Origin of the sequence: Methylocella sp. (genome assembly GCF_044226135.1) — a bacterium.
Classification (GTDB): domain Bacteria; phylum Pseudomonadota; class Alphaproteobacteria; order Rhizobiales; family Beijerinckiaceae; genus Methylocapsa.
The window spans coordinates 26,468-47,655 of the sequence record NZ_JBGAHM010000017.1; the positions used below are offsets into that span (position 1 = coordinate 26,468).

At 69.2% G+C, this 21,188-nt stretch carries 17 protein-coding genes and 1 pseudogene; 12 read left to right on the forward strand and 6 right to left on the reverse strand.

Going from position 1 to position 21,188, the window contains the following annotated elements:
- Positions 1 to 73 precede the first annotated feature (73 nt).
- Complete coding sequence (locus ACILRB_RS09345) at positions 74 to 688, reverse strand: ribonuclease D (RefSeq protein WP_395666047.1); 615 nt, start codon at positions 686 to 688, stop codon at positions 74 to 76.
- A gap of 160 nt (positions 689 to 848) precedes the next feature.
- On the opposite strand from ACILRB_RS09345, the gene ACILRB_RS09350 reads away from it, so the two are divergent.
- The gene (locus ACILRB_RS09350) at positions 849 to 1,277 is read left to right on the forward strand and encodes a DUF1236 domain-containing protein (RefSeq protein ID WP_395666022.1); all 429 of its coding nucleotides are present in this window, start codon (positions 849 to 851) and stop codon (positions 1,275 to 1,277) included.
- 61 nt (positions 1,278 to 1,338) lie between these two features.
- Here the strand turns inward: ACILRB_RS09350 and ACILRB_RS09355 are convergent, their stop codons facing one another.
- The gene (locus ACILRB_RS09355; RefSeq protein ID WP_395666023.1) at positions 1,339 to 2,571 is read right to left on the reverse strand and encodes an alpha/beta hydrolase; all 1,233 of its coding nucleotides are present in this window, start codon (positions 2,569 to 2,571) and stop codon (positions 1,339 to 1,341) included.
- A 167-nt stretch (positions 2,572 to 2,738) separates the two neighbouring features.
- Between ACILRB_RS09355 and ACILRB_RS09360 the strand changes: the two genes are divergently transcribed.
- Complete coding sequence (locus ACILRB_RS09360) at positions 2,739 to 4,193, forward strand: alpha/beta hydrolase (RefSeq protein ID WP_395666024.1); 1,455 nt, start codon at positions 2,739 to 2,741, stop codon at positions 4,191 to 4,193.
- Positions 4,194 to 4,263: 70 nt separating this feature from the next.
- On the opposite strand, the gene ACILRB_RS09365 is transcribed toward ACILRB_RS09360, so the two are convergent.
- Entirely contained in the window at positions 4,264 to 4,791 is a 528-nt protein-coding gene (locus ACILRB_RS09365; protein WP_395666025.1) for a DUF1269 domain-containing protein, read from the reverse strand.
- A gap of 243 nt (positions 4,792 to 5,034) precedes the next feature.
- Between ACILRB_RS09365 and ACILRB_RS09370 the strand changes: the two genes are divergently transcribed.
- From ACILRB_RS09370 to ACILRB_RS09380, 3 genes are all read left to right on the forward strand, one after another.
- A complete protein-coding gene (locus ACILRB_RS09370; RefSeq protein ID WP_395666026.1) occupies positions 5,035 to 6,087 on the forward strand; it encodes an AI-2E family transporter in 1,053 nt (350 codons plus the stop codon).
- Between the two features lie 84 nt (positions 6,088 to 6,171).
- Entirely contained in the window at positions 6,172 to 7,215 is a 1,044-nt protein-coding gene (locus tag ACILRB_RS09375; RefSeq protein ID WP_395666027.1) for a patatin-like phospholipase family protein, read from the forward strand.
- Positions 7,215 to 8,678, forward strand: a complete 1,464-nt coding sequence (locus ACILRB_RS09380) for a GntP family permease (protein ID WP_395666028.1) — start codon at positions 7,215 to 7,217, stop codon at positions 8,676 to 8,678. The genes ACILRB_RS09375 and ACILRB_RS09380 overlap by 1 nt, the downstream gene beginning before the upstream one ends.
- A gap of 181 nt (positions 8,679 to 8,859) precedes the next feature.
- Here ACILRB_RS09380 and ACILRB_RS09385 read toward each other — a convergent pair whose 3' ends face one another.
- A complete protein-coding gene (locus tag ACILRB_RS09385) occupies positions 8,860 to 11,922 on the reverse strand; it encodes an efflux RND transporter permease subunit (RefSeq protein WP_395666029.1) in 3,063 nt (1,020 codons plus the stop codon).
- Position 11,923: 1 nt separating this feature from the next.
- Entirely contained in the window at positions 11,924 to 12,511 is a 588-nt protein-coding gene (locus ACILRB_RS09390) for an efflux RND transporter periplasmic adaptor subunit (protein WP_395666030.1), read from the reverse strand.
- Between the two features lie 729 nt (positions 12,512 to 13,240).
- On the opposite strand from ACILRB_RS09390, the gene gltS reads away from it, so the two are divergent.
- The 3 genes from gltS to ACILRB_RS09405 all read left to right on the forward strand — a co-directional run bounded on the left by gltS (position 13,241) and on the right by ACILRB_RS09405 (position 15,055).
- On the forward strand, positions 13,241 to 14,437 hold the full coding sequence (gene gltS, locus ACILRB_RS09395; protein WP_395666031.1) for a sodium/glutamate symporter: 1,197 nt from the start codon (positions 13,241 to 13,243) through the stop codon (positions 14,435 to 14,437).
- A gap of 121 nt (positions 14,438 to 14,558) precedes the next feature.
- On the forward strand, positions 14,559 to 14,801 hold the full coding sequence (locus ACILRB_RS09400; RefSeq protein ID WP_395666032.1) for a hypothetical protein: 243 nt from the start codon (positions 14,559 to 14,561) through the stop codon (positions 14,799 to 14,801).
- A 5-nt stretch (positions 14,802 to 14,806) separates the two neighbouring features.
- Entirely contained in the window at positions 14,807 to 15,055 is a 249-nt protein-coding gene (locus ACILRB_RS09405) for a hypothetical protein (protein ID WP_395666033.1), read from the forward strand.
- A 217-nt stretch (positions 15,056 to 15,272) separates the two neighbouring features.
- On the opposite strand, the gene glmM is transcribed toward ACILRB_RS09405, so the two are convergent.
- Entirely contained in the window at positions 15,273 to 16,622 is a 1,350-nt protein-coding gene (gene glmM / locus ACILRB_RS09410; protein ID WP_395666034.1) for a phosphoglucosamine mutase, read from the reverse strand.
- 263 nt (positions 16,623 to 16,885) lie between these two features.
- Between glmM and ACILRB_RS09415 the strand changes: the two are divergent.
- The 4 genes and pseudogenes from ACILRB_RS09415 to ftsH all read left to right on the forward strand — a co-directional run.
- A pseudogene (locus ACILRB_RS09415) lies at positions 16,886 to 17,179 on the forward strand (hypothetical protein); the annotation flags it as partial.
- Entirely contained in the window at positions 17,110 to 17,919 is an 810-nt protein-coding gene (ybgF, locus tag ACILRB_RS09420; RefSeq protein WP_395666048.1) for a tol-pal system protein YbgF, read from the forward strand. The pseudogene ACILRB_RS09415 and the gene ybgF, both read left to right, overlap by 70 nt.
- Positions 17,913 to 18,971, forward strand: coding sequence for a tRNA lysidine(34) synthetase TilS (gene tilS, locus ACILRB_RS09425; protein ID WP_395666035.1), 1,059 nt, complete (start codon positions 17,913 to 17,915; stop codon positions 18,969 to 18,971). The genes ybgF and tilS overlap by 7 nt, the downstream gene beginning before the upstream one ends.
- A 232-nt stretch (positions 18,972 to 19,203) precedes the next feature.
- On the forward strand, positions 19,204 to 21,132 hold the full coding sequence (gene ftsH, locus ACILRB_RS09430) for an ATP-dependent zinc metalloprotease FtsH (RefSeq protein ID WP_395666036.1): 1,929 nt from the start codon (positions 19,204 to 19,206) through the stop codon (positions 21,130 to 21,132).
- Positions 21,133 to 21,188 lie beyond the last annotated feature (56 nt).

Sequence of the window (21,188 nt, forward strand, 5' to 3'; positions counted from 1 at the left end):
CTGTGAAAACGCTAAGCTCGTAGCGTTCTACATGGGGAAGGCCCCCAAAAGCCGCAACTCTTCGCCGAAAATCTTACTGATGGGAAAAAATATCTGAATCCGCCCATCCCATCAAATCGAGCCGCGCCCGCGTCGGCAGGAAGGCGAAACAGGCCTGCGCAAGCTCCGTCCTGCCCTCGCGCGCCAGCATGGCGTCGAGCCGCGTCCGCAGGGCGTGCAGATGCAGCACGTCGGAGGCGGCGTAGGCGAGCTGCGCGTCAGAAAGTCGCGCCGCGCCCCAGTCGGACGACTGCTGCTGCTTCGACAGGTCGACGCCAAGCAATTCCCGAACCAGATCCTTGAGGCCGTGGCGGTCGGTATAGGTGCGCACGAGCTTCGAGGCGATCTTGGTGCAATAGAGCGGGCCGGCCATGACGCCGAACGCCTTGTAGAGCACGGCGACGTCGAAGCGCGCGAAATGGAACAGCTTGACGATGTGTTCATCCGCGAGCAGCCGCTCGAGATTGGGCGCGCGCGTCTGCCCCTGCGCGATCTGGACCACGTCCGCCGAGCCGTCGCCGCGCGACAGCTGCACCACGCAGAGGCGGTCCCGCTGCGGCACGAGTCCAAGCGTCTCGGTGTCGATCGCGACCGCGTCCGCAAAGGCCGCGTCGTCGGGCAGGTCGCCCGCGTGAAGCCGGATCGTCATGTCGGCCGGCCTCGTCTGGCGCAGGGCGTATGGATCATGCCGCGCGCCTAGCATTCCCTTCGCCGCGACGCAAGCGCCGGGCCTGCGCCGGAACCGCGCGGAGGCCGCGACGTTAGTCTCTCAAATATCCGTCAAGGCACAACGGTCAAGGAGAGCGAAGATGCAGAAGAAGCTGGGCGTCGCCGTCCTCGCCGCCCTCATCGCCGCGCCGGCCGGCGCCTATGCGCAGGGCGTCGTCGGCGGCGCGCAAAGCGGCGCCGAACGCGGCATGGCGACCGGCCAGTCCATGGGCGGGCCGATCGGCGGAGTCGTCGGCGGAGCGGTCGGCGGCGCGACCGGCGCGGCCGGCGGCCTGCTCGGGCTCGACCGGGCGCCGGAGTTCCGCGCCCATGCGCTGCGCGAGCACCGATCGAGCGTGCGCACCGACCGCCCGGTGCGCGAAGGCCAGAGGCTGCCGCTCGCGGGCGTCACCTATCGCCCGGTCCCGCCCGAATATGGCGTCGACCCGCGCTATCGCTACACGGTCGTCAACGGCCAGCCGGTGATCGTCGACCCGCGCTCCCGCCGCGTGGTGCAGGTCATTGAATAGGCCCGGCTGAGAAAAGCAGCGGCCAGACGACGGCTGGGCGAAAAGTCGCGCCCGGCCGAATTTATTTGCGGCCGCGAAGGTCAGGGGTCGCAGCCTCCACCGTGTCTCCGGCGACGTCGCCGAGATGCTTGACCTGATCGTCGAAGACGCGGCGCGAACTGGGGTCGACCACGGCCAGCGGCGCGCTGACGGCGACGCCCGCGACTCCGCCGACGGTCTGGCCGACGCCCATGGCGAAGCTGCCGACGCGCTCGCCGATGGTCGTGTCAGGCCCGAGAGTCTGGCCGGCGATCAGGCGCTTGCCGAGAAGCTGCACGACTTCCGGGTTTTCGGCGAATTTCGAATGGTTGAGCGAGCCGGGCCGCGACAGGTCGGTCAGGTCGATGACGTTGACGCCGGCGGCTTCGAGCTGGCTGCGGTAGGGCTCGACCGTCGGGTCGACGAGGCCGAGGCGCTGCACGTCGCCGGCGAGGCGGCGCGAGGCCTGCAACGCCCGGTCCTCGCGCGAGGTGAAGATGGTCAGGAGCGGCCGCGGCTTGCCGATTTCGAGCCATTGCGCGGCGAAGACGTCGACGTCGAGGTCGGGCGCGGCCAGAATCGTCGCGCGGATTTTCGGCGGGACGCGCCCGTGCCGGATCGACATCTGGCGCAGCGCCTCCATCACGAGCCATGAGCCCATGGAGTGGGCCATGATGGTGACTTCGGCGACGTCCCGGTCCTGCGTGAGGCGCTGCAGCGTCGCCTCCAGCGCGTCGCGCGACGCGTTGGCGCTCTCGCGGTCATAAATATACTGGAAGATGTTGCCGCGCGACGGCCAGGTGAACAGCACCGGCGCGGCGTCCGCCCCCGAATCATGCACGATCTGCGCGAGCGAGAACACCGCGTCCTCGAAGCGCACGTTGAAGCCGTGCACGAACACGAGGACGCGGCGGTTGCGCGGCAGGTGGCGCTTGAGCCAGCCGCGCATCGGGTCCTGGCCGTCGAGCTCGGCCACGCGGGTCACCGCGAAATCTGTCGCGGGATTGGGCGGCAGGCTGCGCGGATATTGCACCTCGCCCACGCGGCGCGCGGCGTCGGGCGGGATCGAGACGGCGATGTCCGTCATCGAGACAGAGGACCGGCGCTCGCCGGTGTAGAGAATCGCCGGGTCGGACGACGGCTTGCGCGTCGTGGCGACCAGCATGTCGACGACGCTCGCGCCAGGCGCCACGCCGCTGATCGGGACCATGACGCCCTCGGGTCGGCCGCAGGCGGCGAGGGCGAGGCACAGCAGCGCCGCAGTCAGAACTCTCATTCCCCATCCCGGCTTTACGGAAAATCAGGTTCCGGTATAGCTGCGAGCCCTTAAGGATTGGATGGCCTTGGCGGATTCACGGCCTTGATTCGAGAAGAAAGCCGACGGTTGCGGCAAAACCGCCACGTCCACGCCCTGCGGAGGGCGCGCCTGTGACGCGCTGGCTCTTGATACAGGCCAGGCGCGCGGCGCTGGCGCTGGCGGTCGCGCTGGCTCTTTTCCTGGTCGTGCGCGCGATTCAGGCGCACCGAAGCGCGCCGCTCGCGCTGTGGCACATGTTCGCGCCGCATGAAATGAGCGCGAAGGAGCTCGAGCGCGCCGACTGGCGGGCCTATCTCGCCGCCGAGGACAGGCTTTTCGACGAAGTGCGTCGCAACGTCACCGAGAAGCTCGCGCCCGAGGACCAGGTTCCGGCCAACCGCTATTTCGCCGGCGCGCCGATCTATCCCGGGCGTTTCGCCCATGACTGGAACCGCTCCTACGAGCTTGCGCCCGACGGTCCGCCCAGGGGCGTCGTCGTGCTGCTGCACGGGCTGACCGATTCGCCCTACAGCCTGCGCCATGTCGGGCGCGCCTATCGCGAGCGCGGCTTTTTCGTCGTCGCGCCGCGCCTTCCGGCGCATGGAACGACGCCCGGCGCCCTCGCCAGCGTGCGCTGGGAGGACTGGATGGCGGCGACGCGGCTCGCCGTGCGCGAGGCGCGCGCGAAAGCGCCCGCGCCGGCGCCGCTCGAAATCGTCGGTTTTTCAAACGGCGGCGCGCTGGCGCTGAAATATGCGCTCGACGCGATCGAGGATGAAACGCTGGCGCGGCCCGACCGTCTGGTCCTGATCTCGCCGATGGTCGGGATCACGCGCTTCGCCCGTTTCGCCGGACTCGCCGGCCTGCCCGCCCTGCTGCCGGCCTTCGCCGGGGCCGCCTGGCTCGGCGTCGTGCCGGAGTTCAATCCGTTCAAATATAATTCATTCCCGGTCAACGGCGCGCGCCAGTCCTATGAGGTGACGCAGGCGCTGCAGACCCGGCTCGAGACGCTCGCCAGAGCGGGAAAACTCAAGGCGCTGCCGCCGATCCTGACCTTCCAGTCGGTCGTCGACTTCACCGTGTCGACGCGCGCGATCATCGTCTCGCTCTATGCGCTGCTGCCGCCGGACGGCGGGCACGAGCTGACCCTGTTCGACGTCAACCGCAACGCCGCCTTCGGCCAGATGCTGCGGCTCGCCGCGGACACGGCGCTGAACCGGCTGCTGCCGCCGCCGCCGCGCAATTTCGCCGTTTCGGTCCTGACCAACGCCAGCCCGGGCGTCGACCAGATCGTCGAGCGCCGCACGCCCGCGGGATCGCTCGCCGAGGACGAGCGTCCGCTGGCGCTCGCCTTTCCGCCCGGCGTGTTCTCGCTGTCGCACGTCGCCCTGCCCTTTCCGCTGAGCGACTCCCTTTACGGGCTCGATCCCGACGCCAGCGAGAACTTCGGCGCCCATCTCGGCGCGATCACGCCGCGCGGCGAGCGCGGCGCGCTGATCGTCAGCCTCGATTCGCTGCTGCGCATGTCCTCGAACCCGTTCTTTCCCTATATGCTCGCGCGCATCGTCGACGGCGCGGGGCAGACCGAAAAAACGCCCTGAAGCGGCTTCAGGGCGTTTTCGGAGTCTGAAGTTTTTGCGGCCCGAAAGGACTATGTCGGGCCGAAGAGGCTTACGCGCCCGCGGGCGGAACCGGGGCCGGCGCCTCGGCCGCCGCATGGCTCGTGAGCGCGTTGCGCAGGGCCTGCTCCTTGGTTTCGTCGAGCGAGGTCTTGAGCACCACGCCGCCGTAATCCTTGATGGCCGCGAGCACCTTGTCGGAGGTCATGCTCTCGATCAGCACGAACAGCGCGGCGCTGCCGGGCTGGATGCTCTCGGACAGGTCCTTCATGAACTGGTCGTTGACGCCGACGTCGGTCAGCGCGCCGCCGATCGCGCCGCTCGCCGCGCCGATGGCCGCGCCGAGCAGCGGATTGAGGAACAGCACGCCGACGAGCAGCCCCCAGAAGCTGCCGGAGATGGCGCCGGCGGCGGTCGTGTTGACGACCTGGTGCAGCTTGATCTGCCCGTCCGGCGATTTGGTCGCGATGACCGCGTCGCCGAGCTTGATCAGATATTCCTTCTGCAGTCCGAAGAGAAGGGTTCTGACCTCCTCGGCTTTTTGTTCCGTCGGGTAGACAATGACGACGAGATCGGACATGGACAAGTTCCCGGTTGTTCTTGCGCCGGTGAGGCGGCGCACAATGCGACGCGGCGCCGCCCTTTTCAAGCCGCCCGCCCGTCCGCCGCACGACGCGCGGCGCAGTCTCATGCCGCAAGTCGCAAGACGCGCAGGATCCCTCACCGCCGCGGCGGCGCCGTCGTCAAGGCGTCGTCTCCGCCGTGTCATTCGAACGAGGCCGGCCGCGAGGACGCGCCGTCACGCAGGAGTTCGACGCAAGCCATGGACAGCGCCGTCACGCGCATCGCCTCCGGGATGATCATCGCCTTTCTGACGCTCGGCGCCGCCTATGTCGCGGCGGGCGTCATCGAGCCGATCGCCTTCGCCCTGTTCGCCATCGCCATCGTCTGGCCGCTGCAGAAAGCGCTGGAGACGAAGCTGCCGGCGGGGCTCGCGCTGATCGTCACCGTGGCCGTGACGCTCGTCGTCGTCGTCAAGCTGACCTCGATGGTGGCGTGGGGCGGCAGCCAGGTCGGCCAGTGGCTGACGCAGAATTTCGACCGCTTCCAGACGCTCTATCTCTCCTGGGCGCGCTGGCTCGAGTCAAAAGACCTCTACATCGCCGGCACCATCGCCGACCGCTTCAACGTGGTCTGGATGCTGCGCGTGTTCCAGACGGTCGCCGTCAGGCTCAACGGCGTCATCGGCTTCTCCCTGCTGATCTTCATCTTTCTGGCGATGGGCCTGCTCGAGGCCGAGGTCTTCGCCCGCAACCTGCGCCGCGTCGGGGGCGAGACCGGAGAACGGCTCATCGCGGCGGCGGTCGACACCGCGCGCAAGTTCCGGCGCTACATGCTGGTGCGCACCGCCGCGAGCGTCCTGACCGGGCTCATCGTATGGGCGTTCTGCGCCTTGATGAAGCTCGACCTCGCCGACGCCTGGGGGGTGATCGCCTTCGCGCTCAATTACATCCCCTTTATCGGCCCGCTGATCGCCACCGTGCTGCCGGCGCTGTTCGGCTTCGCCCAGACGGGCTCCCCCGAAGTCGCGCTGGTCGTGCTTCTGGCCCTGACCTTCGTGCAGTTCATGATCGGCAGCTATTTCGAGCCGCTGTTCACCGCCAAGACCCTGTCGATCTCTCCCTTCGTCGTGATTTTCGCGGTGTTTTTGTGGGGGTTCCTGTGGGGCCTGCCCGGAACCTTCATCGGGGTGCCGATCCTGATCGCCGCCCTGACCGTCTGCGAGCGCTTTCCCGCGAGCCGATGGGTGGCGACGCTGCTGTCGGGCAAGGAGCCCGACGCGCCCGACGCGACGCAAAAGGCCGCGCAGGGCTGAGCCGTCGCGCCGCCGCAATGTGATTTCGCACGCGCGAAAAGACCGGATAATGACGCTGCGCCACAGCAAACGGAGCGGGACCCGATGGAAAATGCGACAGGCCTGATCGACCGCGCGCCGATCCTGGTCGACCTCGCCCTGCAGGGCGGCGGCGCCCATGGCGCCTTCACCTGGGGCGTGCTCGACCGCCTGCTCGAAGAGCCGTGGCTTGAAATCGACGGCGTTTCCGGCACCTCGGCCGGCGCGATGAACGCCGCCGTGATGGCCGACGGCTACACGAAGGGCGGCGCGAAGGGCGCGCGCGCGGCGCTTGAGGCCTTCTGGCGCGCCGTGTCCGACGCCGGACGCTTCAGCCCGCTGCGGCGCGGGCCGCTCGACCGGCTGCTCGGGCGCTGGACGCTCGACTCCTCGCCCATGTTCATCGCCATGGACATGATGTCGCGGCTGTTCTCGCCCTATGACGTCAATCCGCGCGGCGTCAATCCGCTGCGCGACATCCTCGAGGCGCAGATCGACTTCAGGCGGCTGCAGGACTCCTCGATGCGGCTGTTCATCACCGCGACCAATGTCCATACCGGGCGCGGCCACATCTTCCGCAACGCCGAGATCACCGCCGACGTTCTGCTCGCCTCGGCCTGCCTGCCGACCATGTTCCAGGCGATCGAGATCGACGGCGAGCCCTATTGGGACGGCGGCTACTCCGGCAATCCGACGATCACGCCGCTGGTGCGCGAGTGCCGCTCCGAGGACACGATTCTCGTCCAGATCAATCCGGTCGAGCGCAAGACGACGCCGCGCTCGGCCGCCGAGATCCTGAACCGGCTGAACGAGATCGCCTTCAACGCGGTTCTGCTCAAGGAGCTGCGGATGGGCGCGCTGCTGCGGCGCATGGCCGACGCCAAGGACGAGGAAGGGCGCCTCTGGGCGGCGATGCGCATCCACCGCGTCGCCAGCGACGTGATGAACGAGCTCGGCGCGTCCTCGAAGCTCAACGCGGAATGGGCGTTCTTCGAGATGCTCTACAAGGAAGGCCGCAAGAGCGCCGAAGCCTTTCTGCAAGCGCATGCGCATGATCTCGGCGTGCGCTCGACCCTCGAAATGGACCCGCTGCTGGAGGCGAAGATCTGATGGGACTGTTTGGCATACTTGCGGCCCTCGGCCTCCTCATCTTTCTCGCCTATCGCGGCTGGAGCATCCTGATCATCGCGCCCGTCGCGGCGATGGTCGCCGCCGCCTTCTCGGCGCAGCCGCTGCTCGCGCATCTGACCCAGACCTTCATGGGCAGCGCGGCGCAGTTCGTGATGCAGTTCTTCCCGATCTTTCTGCTCGGCGCCCTGTTCGGCAAGCTGATGGAGGATTCGGGCTCGGTCGCCTCGATCGCCGACTACATGACGAAGACGCTCGGGCCGCAGCGGGCGATCCTCGCGGTGGTGCTCGCCGGCGCGCTCGTGACCTATGGCGGCGTCAGCCTGTTCGTCGCCTTCTTCGTGCTCGCGCCGATGGCCCATGCCCTGTTCAAGGCGGCGGGCATTCCGAAGCGGCTGATGCCGGCGGCGATCGCGCTCGGCACCTCGACCTTCACCATGTCGGCCCTGCCCGGCACGCCGGCGATCCAGAACGCCATCCCCATGCCCTTCTTCGGCACGACGCCCTTCGCCGCGCCGGGCCTCGGGATCATCGCCTCGGCGATCATGTTCGGCTTCGGCATGTGGTGGCTGACGCGGCGCGCGAAAAGCGCCCAGCTCGCCGGCGAGGGCTATGGCGCGCCGTCGATCGCGGAGGAGGCGCCGCCGGTCGCCGCCGCCGAGGACAAGCTCGTGCGCGAGCGGGCGACGACCTCGGGCTCGTTCGACCCGGCCGAAATCAGGAAGAGCGAGGAACGGCCCGGCCTGCCGCCGATCGCGATCGCCGTCCTGCCGCTCGCCGTGGTCATCATCGTCAATCTGCTCATGTCCTTCGTCGTCCTGCCGCGCATGGACGCCTCCTACCTCGCGCAGCCGGAATGGGGCTCGACCTCGCTCGCCGCGGTCGGCGGCGTATGGGCGGTGATCACGGCGCTGGTCGCGGCCATCGTCGTGCTGGTCGCCCTGAATTTCCCCGGCGTGCCGTCGCTGCGCGAGACCTTCGGCGCGGGCTGCAACGCCTCCGCCCTGCCCGTGCTCAGCGTCGCGAGCCTCGTCGGCTTCGGCTCGGTGGTCGCCGCCCTGCCCGCCTTCGCCGCGGTGCGCGACTGGGTGCTGTCGATCGAGGGCGGCCCGCTCGTCTCGCTCGCGGTCGCGACCAACATTCTCGCCTCGCTGACGGGCTCGGCCTCGGGCGGCCTGACCATCGCCCTCGACGCGCTCGGCGACACCTATATGAAGCTCGCCGCCGAGACCGGGCTCAATCCCGAGTTGATGCATCGCGTCGCGGTGATCGGCGCCGGCACGCTCGACAGCCTGCCGCACAACGGCGCGGTGGTGACGCTGCTCGCCGTCTGCGGCTGCGTCCACAAGGAGAGCTATCTTGACATCGTCATGGCGGCGATCGTCGGCGCGCTCCTCGCCCTCGTCGCGGTCGTCGGGCTCGGCAGCGCCTTCGGCTCCTTCTGACGCAGGCGAGACATTTTCGCGCGGAAAACTGAATTCGTCGCCGTCATCGCCTGGTTCTGGGGCAGGCGCGGAGCGATCCGCGCAAGACAAGAGCGCCGGAGGGGGTTCGCCTCCGGCGCTCTTTAATTCTTTGTCCGGTCCTTTTTTGCCGATTGAAAAGCGCGGGCGGCCTCAATAGCCGTCAGCCCGAGGCGGCCTCCGGCTCCTTCGGGCTCTCCCTGCCGCGGTAGAGCGTCAGATAGAACACCGGCAGCACCAGCAGCGTCAGAAGGGTGGCGACGAACAGGCCGCCCATGATGGCGAAGGCCATCGGCCCCCAGAACACGGTCGGCGCGATCGGGATCATGCCGAGCACGGTCGAAATCGCCGTCAGCATGATCGGCCTGAAGCGCGACATCGACGCCTCGACGACCGCCGTCCAGACGTCGGCGCCGGCGGACCGCTTGGTCTCGATCTCGTCGATCAGGATCACCGCGTTGCGCGCGATCATGCCGACGAGGGCGAGAATGCCGAGAATGGCGACGAAGCCCAGCGGCCGGCCGGCGAGCAGCAGCGCGAACACGACGCCGATGAGCCCGAACGGCACGATGGCGACGACGAGGAACACCCGCCCAAAACTCTGGAGCTGCGCCATCAGGAAGAACAGCATCAGCACGAGCGCCAGCGGCACCATGGCGAAGACCGAGGCCTGCGAGGCGGCGCTTTCCTCGACCGAGCCGCCGACGTCGATGCGGTAGCGGTCCGGCAGCTCCTTGCGCAGGGCCTCGACGGCGGGAGCGAGCGCCTGCGCCGCCGTCTCGGGCATGAAGCCCGCGGCCGTCTCGGCGCGCACGGTGAGGGTCGGCGCCCGGTCGCGCCGCCACAGGATCGGCTGCTCCTGCTCGAAGTCGAACGTCGCGAGCTGGCTCAGCGGCACGGTGCGCCCGTCGGCGACAGGAAGCTGGAGGCCGCGCAGGGTCGAGAGCGAGACGCGCTGCTCGTCCTGCGCGCGGGCCACCACATTGACGAGATAGATGTCGTCGCGCACCTGCGTGATCGGCAGACCCGTCATCACCGCGTTGAGCGCGGTCGCGAGCGCCTGCGTGCTGAGGCCGAGCAGGCGGGCCTGGTCCTGGTCGATCTTGATGCGGACCTGGCGCGCCGGCTCCATCCAGTCGAAGTTCACGTCGCGCACGGACGGATTCGCGCCTATGGCGGCGGCGAGCCGCAGGGAGATGTCGCGCACCTTGTCGACGTCGGGGCCAGAGACCCGATATTGCACGGGCCAGCCGACCGGCGGCCCGAGCTCGAGCGGCGAGATGCGCGCGACGACCGAGGGGACGTCGTTCTTGAGATAGGCCTCGATCTTCTTGTGCAGCCGCTCGCGCGCGGGAACGTCCTTCGCCACCACCACCGCCTGCGAGAAGAAGTCGTTCGCGAGCTGCACGTCGAGCGGCAGGTAGAAGCGGATCGCGCCGCGCCCGACATAGGTGCTCCAGCGCGCGACGTCGGGATCGCCCGTGAGCAGCCTGTCGAGGCCGGAGGCGACGTTTTCGCTGGCGAAGATCGAGGCGTTCTGCGGCAGCGCCATGTCGACGACGAGCTCGGGCCGGTCGGACGACGGGAAGAACTGCCGCGGCACGTAAGGCGAGGCGAACGCCGCGAGCGCGAGGCAGGCGAACGCGCCGGCGATCGAGACCCAGCGCCAGCGCATCATGGCGACGAGGCAGGCGCGGAAGGCGCGCAGCACGACGTTCGGCGGCTTCGCCTCGGCCGTCGTCTCGGGCTTCTTCAGGAGCCAGACGCCGAGCAGCGGCGCGAACAGCACCGCCACGAACCAGGAGGCGATCAGCGCGATCGCCACCACGGCGAAGATCGAGAAGGTGTATTCGCCCGCCGCGCTGCGCGCGAAGCCGATCGGCACGAAGCTCGCGATGGTGACGAAGGTGCCGGTCAGCATCGGCACGGCGAGCGTCCTGTAGGCGAAGCTCGCCGCGGCCTCCTTCGTGTCGCCATGGGCGATGCGCGTGGTCATGGCGTCGATCGAGGTCATCGCGCTGTCGACGAGCAGGCTCAGCGAGATGATGAGCGCGCCGAGCGAGATGCGCTGCAGATCGATGTCGAGGATCTGCATGACCGGAAAGACGATGGCGATGGTGAGCGGAATGGTCAGGGCGACCACCGCGCCGGGGCGCAGGCCGAGGCTGATGACGCTGACCGCCATGATGATGGCGATCGCCTGCCACAGCGACTCCATGAACTCGCCGATGGCGTGGTCGACGACCTGCGGCTGGTCCGAGACGAGCTCGACGCCGACGCCGATCGGCAGGTCGTCCTTGGCCTTCTCGACCGCGGCCGCGATGTTGCGCCCGAGCGCCAGCACGTCGCCGCCGTCGCGCATCGAGATCGCGAGGCCGATCGCCTCCTTGCCGTCGACGCGGAAGATGGGGCGCGGCGGATCGGAGTAGCCGCGCCTGACCTCGGCGACGTCGCGCAGGCGGATGAGGCGCCCGTTCGACAGGAAATTGACGTCGAGGATGTCCTGCTCCGAGCCGAACGCGCCTGAGGCGCGCAGCAAAATCGTCTCGTCGCCGGTCTGGATCTCGCCGGCCGGCGTCACCGCGTTCTGGGCCCTGAGCGCGGCGAGGAGCGCCGCGCGGTCGATGCCGAGGCCGGCGAGCTTCTGGGTCGAGAATTCGACGAAGATCTGCTCGTTCTGCTCCCCGAGCAGCTCGATCTTCGAGACGTCGGGCACGGCCAGGAGGCGCGAGCGCACCTCCTCGACGTAGTCGCGCAGTTCACGGTGCGTGAAGCCGTCGGCGGTGAAGCCGTAGATCACGCCGAAGGTGTCGCCGAAATCGTCGTTGAAGAACGGCCCGGCGACGCCCTGCGGCAGGGTGTGGCGGATGTCGCCCACGCTCTCGCGCACGCGCCGCCAGATGTTGGGCACGTCCTTGGCCGGCGTGTCGCCGCGCAGGTTGACGAAGATCGTCGCGAGCCCGGGCTTCGTGTAGCTGCGCAGATAGTCGAGGCCCTGCGTCTCCTGGAGCTTGCGCTCGATGCGCTCGGTGACCTGCTTGATGGTCTCGTCGAGCGTCGCGCCGGGCCAGGCCGCCTGCACCACCATGGCGCGGAAGGTGAAGGGCGGGTCCTCGTTGCGGCCGAGCTTGTGGAAGGCGAGCAGCCCCGCGACGACGAAGGCCAGCATCAGGAAGATGATGAAGGAGCGGCTCTTCAGCGCCCAGTCGGAGAGATTCGGGCCCATCTCAGGACCGGGATCCCGAGAGACGGACCTTCTGGCCCGGATGCAGCGCCTGCACGCCGGCCGTGACCACGACGTCGCCGTCGGCGACGCCTTCGCTCGCCAGCACCGCGGCCGGGTCGAAACGCGCGACGACGATATGGCGCAGCGAGACGGTCGAAGTCTGCGGATCGACGATCCACACCGCCGGCTGGCCGTCGACGCTGGTCAGCGCGCTCGCCGGCAGCAGGACGCCATGGCCCCCGTCGAGCTGGAGCCGCCCGACCACCGTCGCGCCGAGGCGCATCGCCTCGGGGCTGTCGACGAGGCCGACGCGGACGCGGAAGGTGCGGGTCACGGGGTCGGCCTGCGGGTCGACGACGCGCACCCGGCCCTCGGCCGTCACCGACGGGTCGTCGGTGAGGCTCACATTCACCACGGAATTCGCCGGCGCGTTGCGCAGCATGGCCGCGGGAATGTCGAACACCGCGTCGCGCCCGTCGTCGCGGGCGATCTGGAACACGACCTGGCCCGGCTGCACCACCTCGCCCGCCTCGGCGAGGCGCCGCGTGACGGCGCCCGTGACCGACGCCCGCAGCTCCGTATAGCTCAAACGGTCCTNNGCGGGTGGTGAAGCCGCGCTGCAGCAGCTGGCTCTGCCGGTCGTAGGCGTTGCGGGCCTGAACGAAGCGGGCTTCCGCCGCCGAGAGCGCCGCCCGCGCCGAGCGCAGCGCGTTCTGCTCGTCCTGCGGGTCGAGCCGCGCGAGGAGCTTGTCGGGCGTGACCCTGTCGCCGACGCCGACGAATCGCTCGAGGATGCGCCCGCCGATGCGGAACCCGACCCCGACCTCCTTCTCGGCCATGATCTGCCCGGTCAGCGTCACGGTCTCGCCGTCGGCCTGCTCCTGCGCCGTCACGGTGCGCACCAGACGCGGAGCGCGCTCCTGCGGGGGCTCGGCCTCGCGGCAGCCGGCCATGAGGAGAGCGAGCGAGAATGCCGCGAAAGGCGCCAGCGCGGCGCGCGACGTCTCCCATCGGTTCGGCCTCGGGGCCCCAGCGTGGGTCAAGGTTGCGTCTCCGACATGTCGTCCGCCGCGGCGCCCCGGTCCCGCGCGCCGCCTTGGCCTGTGCTTAGAGAGTTGCGCCGCGTCGCGCAACCGGCCGCCGCAAGGGCGCGGCCGATCGGCCGCAAGTTGCGCCGCGCCGGAATTTCGGCTTCGATGCCGCGCCCGGGGCGGCCGGTCCCCGTCCGGAGAGCGCGCCGGGAGACGCGCCGGGCGCGCCAAAAAAACCCGCAAGAAAAACCCGCAAGAAAAACCCGTCGAGAGAAACAAGAGCGCTCATGAAGTTGATCGAAGTCTCCGGCCTCCTGACCTTCACCCTCGCGATCTTGGTGTTTTTTCTGGGCGCCGGCGTGAACGACCTCGTTCCGGCGCTGCGACGCTGGAACATTCCCAAGGCCGTGACGGGCGGCCTCATCGCCGCGCTCGCGACCTTCGCCGCCTATTCGCTGTTTGGCGTCGAAATCGTCTTCACGCTCGGCGCGCGCGACCTGCTCCTCCTTTATTTCTTCACCGGCATCGGCCTCAACGCCAGGCTCTCCGACCTCGTGGCGGGCGGGCGGCCGCTGCTGATCCTGCTTGGCGTGACGCTGGTCTATCTCGTGCTTCAAAATCTGATCGCGGCGGGCGCCGTGGCGGCGCTCGGCCTGCCGAAAGGGGTCACGGCCCTCGTCGGCTCGGCCTCGCTCATCGGCGGCCATGGCACGACCATCGCCTGGGCGCCGATCATCAACGCGCGCTTCGGCCTCGACAATGCGATGGAGATCGGCGTCGCCGCCGCGACGCTCGGCCTCGTCATCGCGAGCCTCATCGGCGGCCCGGTCGCCGGCGTGCTGATCAAGCGTTACGGGCTCGCCGGATCGACGGAGGCCGCGCCGGTCGTCGGCCTGCCCGACGAGGACAAGAGCGAGGACATCAGCCACGTCAGCTTCCTGCGCGCGCTGCTCGTGCTCAACGTCGTGATCCTGATCGGCTCGCTCGGGCATGAGGCTCTGGCCGAGGCCGGCGTGCGCATGCCGCGATTCGTCGTCTGCCTGCTGGTCGCGATCCTGTTCACCAACATCGTTCCGGCGCTGCTCCCGCGGCTCGAATGGCCGTCCCGCGGCCGTTCGCTCGCGCTCATCTCCGACATTTCGCTGAACGTGTTCCTGGTGATGTCGCTGATGAGCATGCAGCTCTGGACGCTCGGCGGCCTCGGCCCGGCGCTCGCGGCGGCGCTCGCCGTGCAGACGCTCGTGGCGGTTCTCTACATGCTGTTCGTCGTGTTCCCGGCGATGGGCCGCACCTACGAGGCGGCGGTGATCGCCGCCGGCTTCGGCGGGATCAGCCTCGGCGCGACGCCGACCGCGATCGCCAACATGACCGCGGTCGCCGCGGTCCATGGCGCGGCGCCGATCGCCTTCATCATCCTGCCGCTGGTCTCGGCCTTCTTCATCGACATCGCCAACGCCGGCGCCATCGGCTTTCTCGTGCGCTGACGCCGCGCCGGGATGCGAAAGCGGCGCTATTGCGGCGGCTCTCCGGATCAATTATCGACGAAGACGCAAGCGAAGCGTCATGGCCGCCCGAAAAACGGCGGCCCTGCGAAGGAGGGGCGACATGGGATTCAAGGTGGGTGCGGCGCTCGCCGCGGCGGCAGTTTCAGGCGTGGTCTTTTCGTCGCCCGCGCGCGCCCTCAGCGAATCCCAGGAGGCCGCCGCCTGCCAGGGCGATGCGATCAAGCTGTGCTCGCCCTACATCCCCGACCGCGCCAAGATCCGCAACTGCCTCGTCAGCTACAGGGATTATCTGTCGCCCGCGTGCCGCGCCATCGTCGCGCCCGGCAAGAAGAAGCGGAGCTGACGGCCATGGGCCTCTCGCGTTCACGGCGCCGGACGATCGTCCGGCGCGGCGCGTCCTTCGGCATGGCCGCCGCGGCCGCGCTCCTCGCCGCCGCGACGCTGGCGCCTTCGCCGGCGCTGGCCCGCCATGCCTGTCACGACGACGCGTTCAAATTCTGCCGCAACGTCATTCCCGACCGCCGGCTGATCCAGCACTGTCTGGAGCGCAACATGTCGCATCTGACGCGCGCCTGCCAGGCCGAGTTCCGCCGCTAGAGCGCGTTCGGACTTCATCAAGTCGCGAACGCGCGCTAACATTTTGTTCTTCCGCATTTTCTTAACGTAAAAGTCTGCAACTTTTACTGAAAATGCTCTTAGGGCGCGTTCGGACTTCATCGAGTCGCGAACGCGCGCTAACATTTTGTTCTTCCGCATTTTCTTAACGTAAAAGTCTGCAACTTTTACTGAAAATGCTCCAAAGCCCCGCGCCGCGTCAGGCGGCGCGCGCCGAATGGCCGACGGCGTCGCAGATCTCGTCGACGATCTGCTCGATCTTGTCGCGGTCGCCGCCCTCCCCCATGACGCGGATCACGGGCTCGGTGCCCGACGCGCGGATCACCAGCCGGCCGGAGCCCGCGAGCTCGGCCCGCGCGAGTTCGATCGCCCGGGCGACGTTCGGCTCGTCGAGCGGATTGCCGCCGGCGACGCGCACGCTCTTCAAAACCTGCGGATAGGGTTCGAAACGGCGGCAGACCTGGCTCACCGGCCGGCCCTGGTCCTTGACCACGGCGAGGACCTGCAGCGCGGCGACGAGCCCGTCTCCGGTCGTGGCGAAATCCGACAGGATGATATGGCCCGACTGCTCGCCGCCGAGATTGTAGCCATGCGCGCGCATGTGTTCGAGCACGTAGCGGTCGCCGACCGCCGTGCGCGCGAGCGTCAGGCCGACGCTTTCGAGATAGCGCTCGAGGCCGAGGTTGGACATCACGGTGGCGACCACGCCGGGCCGTGCGAGGCGCCCTTCGCGCTTCCAGCTTTCGGCGATCACGGCCATCAGCTGGTCGCCGTCGACGACCCGGCCGGTCTCGTCGACGAGCAGCACGCGGTCGGCGTCGCCGTCGAGCGCGACGCCGACGTCGGCGCGCACCTCGCGCACCTTCTTGATCAGGGCTTCGGGCGAAGTCGAGCCGACGCCGCGGTTGATGTTGAAGCCGTCGGGCTCGACGCCGATGCGGATCACCTCGGCGCCAAGCTCCCACAGCGCTTCGGGCGCGACCTTGTAGGCCGCGCCGTTGGCGCAGTCGACGACGATGCGCAACCCTTCGAGCGAGACGGCGCGGCCGAGCGTGCGCTTCGCCGCCTCGACATAGCGGGCGCGCTCGCCCTCGACGCGCATGGCGCGGCCAAGGTCGGTCGGCTTCGACAGCTTCACGGCGAAATCGGCGTGAAGCATGGCCTCGATCCTGAGCTCGACCTCGTCGGAAAGCTTGAAGCCGTCCGGGCCGAACAGCTTGATGCCGTTGTCTTCAAAGGAATTATGCGAGGCCGAGATCATCACGCCGACGTCGGCGCGCATGGAATGGGTCAGCATGGCGACGGCCGGCGTCGGCATCGGCCCGAGCAGCAGCGTGTCGACGCCGACCGAGGAAAACCCGGCGACCATGGCGTATTCGATCATGTAGCCCGAGAGCCGCGTGTCCTTGCCGATCACGGCGCGATGGCGGTGGTCGCCGCGCTGGAACAGGACGCCGGTCGCCTGCGCGACCTTCATCGCGAGCTCCGGCGTGATCGCCTTGTTGGCCTGCCCCCTGATCCCGTCCGTGCCGAAATATTTGCGAACCATGCCCGGCCCATCCTCGAGAGCGCCGCCCGCCCGCGCCGCGGCTTCACGTCTGCGGCGGCGTTTTGCGCGCGGCCTCCGGCGCAAATTCTTACACAAGCGCCGCCGCGCGGACAAACTGCGCGTGACCGGCGCTCAAGCGTCTTGCCGGCGCCGCGATCTGACGATACCTCCACGCAAAGCTTTAATTTGATCTAAGCGACGGCGATTTTATGGGAATGTCCGATCTCAGGCTTTCGCGGCGCCGCCCCCTGCGCGCGCCCTTCATGGCGTCCTCCGCGGCGTCCCTTGCGGGTCTCGTCGCGAGGCCCCTTGCGGCGGCCGCGGGCGCGGCCGCCGTGCTCGCCCTGCTCGCGACGCCGCTGGCGAGGCCCGCCGCGGCGCAGGGCTATTATCCGCCGGGCAGCGTGCGCGACGACGGCGGCTACGGCCAGCCCGCGGCCGGCCCGCAGGCCGACGCCGAGCAGGCCGTGCGCATCGACCGGCTCGAATCCCAGGTGCGCCAGCTCAACGGCCAGATCGAGCAGCTCCAGCACCAGAACCGCCAGCTCGTCGACCAGCTGCGCAAGTTCCAGGAGGACGTCGACTTCCGCTTTCAGGACCAGGGCCGCGGCGCCCCGGCGGCGCCGGCGCAGAAGCCGCAGAAGCGCTCCGACGCGATCGAGGATCTGCTGACCGACGACCCCGCCGAGGCCGCCGCGAACGCCGCCCCGCCCGGCCCCGCGACCGGACGCGCGGCGGCGCGCCGCGCCCTCTCGGAAGCGCGGACTCGGCGTCTTCGCAGCGCACCCGCGCCGCCGAGGCCGCCGCGCCCGACGGCCCGCTCGACCTCGCCGGCGCGCGCTGGCGGCGCGAAGCCCCGCCCGAGCCGGCGAGCGAAACGGCGCTTGCCGCGCCAGCCCCCGCCGCGCCGTCCAATCCGGTCAAGGAGGAGTTCGACCTCGCTTATGGCTATTTCCGGCAGAAGCAGTTCGAGGCCGCCGAAAAGGGCTTCGCCAGCTTCATCCAGAAGAATCCCAAGAGCCGCTACGCCGCCGACGCCGCTTATTATCTTGGCGAAAGCTATTACCAGCGCAGCCGCCCGCGCGAGGCGGCGGAGCAATATCTGAAGATCACGACGCAATATCCGAACTCGTCGCGCGCGCCGGAGGCGATGCTGCGCCTCGGCCAGTCGCTGAACGCGCTCGGCGCCAGGGAGCAGGCCTGCGCCGCCTTCGCCGAACTCTCGCGCAAATATCCGAACGCTTCGGCCGGCGTGAAGGCCGGCGCCGAGCGGGAGATCAAGCGCGTCCAATGCTGACGCGGCCGTCAGGCAAGCGCGACGCGTCCGCCCTCGGGCCCGACCTTCGCGACCCTGAAGCCGTCGCGACGCTGTTCGCCGCGCTCCGCGACGCCGACAAGATCCTGCTCGCGGTCTCGGGCGGCCCCGATTCGACCGCGCTCATGCTGCTCGCGCACGCATGGCGCGCCGGTCTCGTCGCGCAGGGCGCGCAGGCGCCGCAGCTCGCCGTCGCCACGGTCGATCACGGCCTGCGGCCGGAGTCGCGGGCCGAGGCCGAAGCGGCGGCGCGCGCCGCGGCCGAGGCCGGCTTCGCCCATGAAATCCTCGTCTGGGAGGGCGAAAAGCCGAAAGCCCGCCTGCAGGAGCGCGCGCGCGAGGCGCGCTATCTTCTGCTCGCCGCCCATGCGCGGCGCGTCGGCGCGGGCGTCGTCGCCACCGCCCATCACGCCGAAGACCAGGCCGAGACCATCCTGTTCCGGCTGCTGCGCGGCAGCGGCCTCGCCGGCCTTCGCGGCATGACGCAGGCGAGCGGACTCCACGGCCTCGTCCACGCCCGTCCGCTGCTCGGCTGCGCCAAGGCCGACCTTGTCGCCCTGTGCGAGGCGCAAGGCCGGGCCTTCGTTCGCGACCCGTCCAACGCCGATCCGCGCTTCGCCCGGGCGCGGCTGCGCGCCATGGCCCCCACGCTCGAGGCGATGGGCCTTGGCCGCGACGCCCTGCTGCGTCTTGGCCGGCGCGCGGCCCGCGCCGAGGCGGCGCTCGCGCGTCAGGCGCAGGAGCTCGCGGCGCAGGCCCGCCGCGCCGACGGAACGCTCGACCTCGCCCTGGTCGCGCGCCATCCGGGCGCCCATGAAGAAGCCCTGCTGCGGCTCGTCGGCGACGAAATCCGCCGCGCGACGGGGGGCGAGCGCGTCAGGCTCGACCGGCTGGAGGCGCTGGGGCTGCGCCTGCTCGACGCCCTCGCGCGGCAAGAGCCGCTCGCCGCGACGCTCGCCGGCGCCGCGCTGCGGCTCGACGCGAACGCCGTGCTGGCGGTCTCGCCGGCGCCGCCGCGCCGAGCCGAAGCCTGAGCTTTGCCCCAAGGCGGCGCGCGCCGCGCAGGGCGAAGCTCCCGAAGCTTGCGCCGGCATGGCGCTTTGGGCCCGCGCCGCGCGCCGCGCCCTTGGCAATGCCGCGGCCGACGCCTACATTGACCAGGATCGCCAGGCGAAACTTCAAATTCAGGTCCGTTATTTCCGGGCCTTCCGCAAGCGAAAGACTTCACGGCCGGTCGGGCCGGAGCGCCTGGAGCAGGACGACAGCATGAATCCGAATTTTCGAAATTTCGCGCTCTGGGTCATCATCATTCTGCTGGTCGTGGCGCTCGTCATGCTGTTCCAGAATCCGGGGCAGCGCGCCAATGCGCAGGACATCACCTTCAGCCAGCTCCTGACCGAGGTCGACCAGGGCCGCGTGCGCGAGGTGACCATCGCCGGCAACGAGATCAGCGGCCATTTCACCGACAACCGCGCCTTCTCGACCTATGCGCCGAACGATCCCTCTCTGGTGCAGACGCTCTATAAAAAGAACGTCTCGATCGCCGCGCGCCCGCCGTCCGACGGCAACAACTGGCTCTTGACGCTGCTCGTCAACGGCCTGCCGCTGATCGCCATCTTCGGCGTCTGGATCTTCCTGTCGCGCCAGATGCAGGGGGCCGGCGGGAAAGCCATGGGCTTCGGCAAGTCGAAGGCGAAGCTCCTGACCGAGGCGCATGGGCGCGTCACCTTTGAGGACGTCGCCGGCGTCGACGAGGCCAAGGAAGATCTGCAGGAGATCGTCGAATTTCTCCGCGATCCCCAGAGGTTCCAGAGATTGGGCGGCCGAATTCCGCGCGGCGTGCTGCTGATCGGCCCGCCCGGCACCGGCAAGACGCTTCTGGCGCGCGCCATCGCCGGCGAGGCCAACGTGCCCTTCTTCACCATCTCGGGCTCGGACTTCGTCGAGATGTTCGTCGGCGTCGGCGCAAGCCGCGTGCGCGACATGTTCGAGCAGGCCAAGAAGAACGCGCCCTGCATCATCTTCATCGACGAGATCGACGCGGTCGGCCGCCATCGCGGCGCGGGCCTTGGCGGCGGCAATGACGAGCGCGAGCAGACGCTGAACCAGCTGCTCGTCGAGATGGACGGCTTCGAGGCGAACGAGAGCATCATCCTCATCGCCGCGACCAACCGTCCCGACGTGCTCGATCCGGCGTTGCTGCGGCCGGGCCGCTTCGACCGCCAGATCGTGGTGCCAAACCCCGACGTGATCGGCCGCGAGCGCATCCTGAAGGTTCATGTGCGCAAGGTTCCGCTCGCCCCCGACGTCGAGCTCAAGACGGTCGCGCGCGGCACGCCTGGCTTCTCGGGCGCCGACCTCATGAACCTCGTCAACGAGGCGGCGCTTCTGGCGGCGCGGCGCGGCAAGCGCGTCGTCACCATGGCCGAGTTCGAGGACTCCAAGGACAAGATCATGATGGGCGCGGAGCGCCGCACCATGGTCATGACCGAACAGGAAAAGATGCTGACCGCCTATCACGAGGGCGGCCACGCCATCGTCGCGCTCAACGTGCCGGCGACCGACCCGGTGCACAAGGCGACGATCATCCCGCGCGGCCGTGCGCTCGGCATGGTCATGCAGCTGCCCGAGCGTGACAAGCTCTCGACGAACTATGTGCAGATGACCTCGCGCCTCGCCGTGTGCATGGGCGGCCGCGTGGCCGAGGAGATCATCTTCGGCAAGGACCAGATCACCTCCGGCGCGCAGTCCGACATCGAGCAGGCGACGAAGCTCGCGCGCGCCATGGTCACGCGCTGGGGCTTCTCCGACGAGCTCGGCACCGTCATGTACGGCGAGAACCAGGAGGAGGTGTTCCTCGGCTACTCCATGGGCAAGCAGCAGACCATCTCCGAGGAGACCGCGCGCAAGATCGACTCCGAGGTGCGCCGGCTCGTCGAGCTTGGCCTGTCGGAGGCGACCCGCATCCTGACCGAGAAGCGCGCCGACCTCGAGACGCTGGCGAGAGGCCTGCTCGAATATGAGACGCTCTCGGGCGAGGAGATCTCCGGGCTCCTGCAGGGCAAGAAGCCCGTGCGCGAGGATCCCAATGATTCCGCGCCGTTGCGCGGCTCGCCGGTGCCGACCATCGGCGCAGGCACGCGGCCGAAGCCCGGCCCCGAGCCCGGCGGGCTCGAACCCCAGCCCCAGGCCTGAACGCGGATTTGCGCAAACAACGACGGGACGGCTTCGGCCGTCCCTTTTTTCTGGCC

Excerpts from the sequence above, each read along its gene's own strand:
- ACILRB_RS09380 (WP_395666028.1), top strand. The coding sequence starts at position 7,215 with ATGGGACTGTTTGGCATACTTGCGGCCCTCGGCCTCCTCATCTTTCTC.
- ACILRB_RS09355 (WP_395666023.1), bottom strand. The coding sequence starts at position 2,571 with ATGAGAGTTCTGACTGCGGCGCTGCTGTGCCTCGCCCTCGCCGCCTGC.
- ACILRB_RS09400 (WP_395666032.1), top strand. The coding sequence starts at position 14,559 with ATGGGATTCAAGGTGGGTGCGGCGCTCGCCGCGGCGGCAGTTTCAGGC.
- ACILRB_RS09365 (WP_395666025.1), bottom strand. The coding sequence starts at position 4,791 with ATGTCCGATCTCGTCGTCATTGTCTACCCGACGGAACAAAAAGCCGAG.
- ftsH (WP_395666036.1), top strand. The coding sequence starts at position 19,204 with ATGAATCCGAATTTTCGAAATTTCGCGCTCTGGGTCATCATCATTCTG.
- ACILRB_RS09370 (WP_395666026.1), top strand. The coding sequence starts at position 5,035 with ATGGACAGCGCCGTCACGCGCATCGCCTCCGGGATGATCATCGCCTTT.
- ACILRB_RS09385 (WP_395666029.1), bottom strand. The coding sequence starts at position 11,922 with ATGGGCCCGAATCTCTCCGACTGGGCGCTGAAGAGCCGCTCCTTCATC.
- glmM (WP_395666034.1), bottom strand. The coding sequence starts at position 16,622 with ATGGTTCGCAAATATTTCGGCACGGACGGGATCAGGGGGCAGGCCAAC.
- tilS (WP_395666035.1), top strand. The coding sequence starts at position 17,913 with ATGCTGACGCGGCCGTCAGGCAAGCGCGACGCGTCCGCCCTCGGGCCC.
- ACILRB_RS09350 (WP_395666022.1), top strand. The coding sequence starts at position 849 with ATGCAGAAGAAGCTGGGCGTCGCCGTCCTCGCCGCCCTCATCGCCGCG.
- ACILRB_RS09375 (WP_395666027.1), top strand. The coding sequence starts at position 6,172 with ATGGAAAATGCGACAGGCCTGATCGACCGCGCGCCGATCCTGGTCGAC.
- gltS (WP_395666031.1), top strand. The coding sequence starts at position 13,241 with ATGAAGTTGATCGAAGTCTCCGGCCTCCTGACCTTCACCCTCGCGATC.
- ACILRB_RS09345 (WP_395666047.1), bottom strand. The coding sequence starts at position 688 with ATGACGATCCGGCTTCACGCGGGCGACCTGCCCGACGACGCGGCCTTT.
- ACILRB_RS09405 (WP_395666033.1), top strand. The coding sequence starts at position 14,807 with ATGGGCCTCTCGCGTTCACGGCGCCGGACGATCGTCCGGCGCGGCGCG.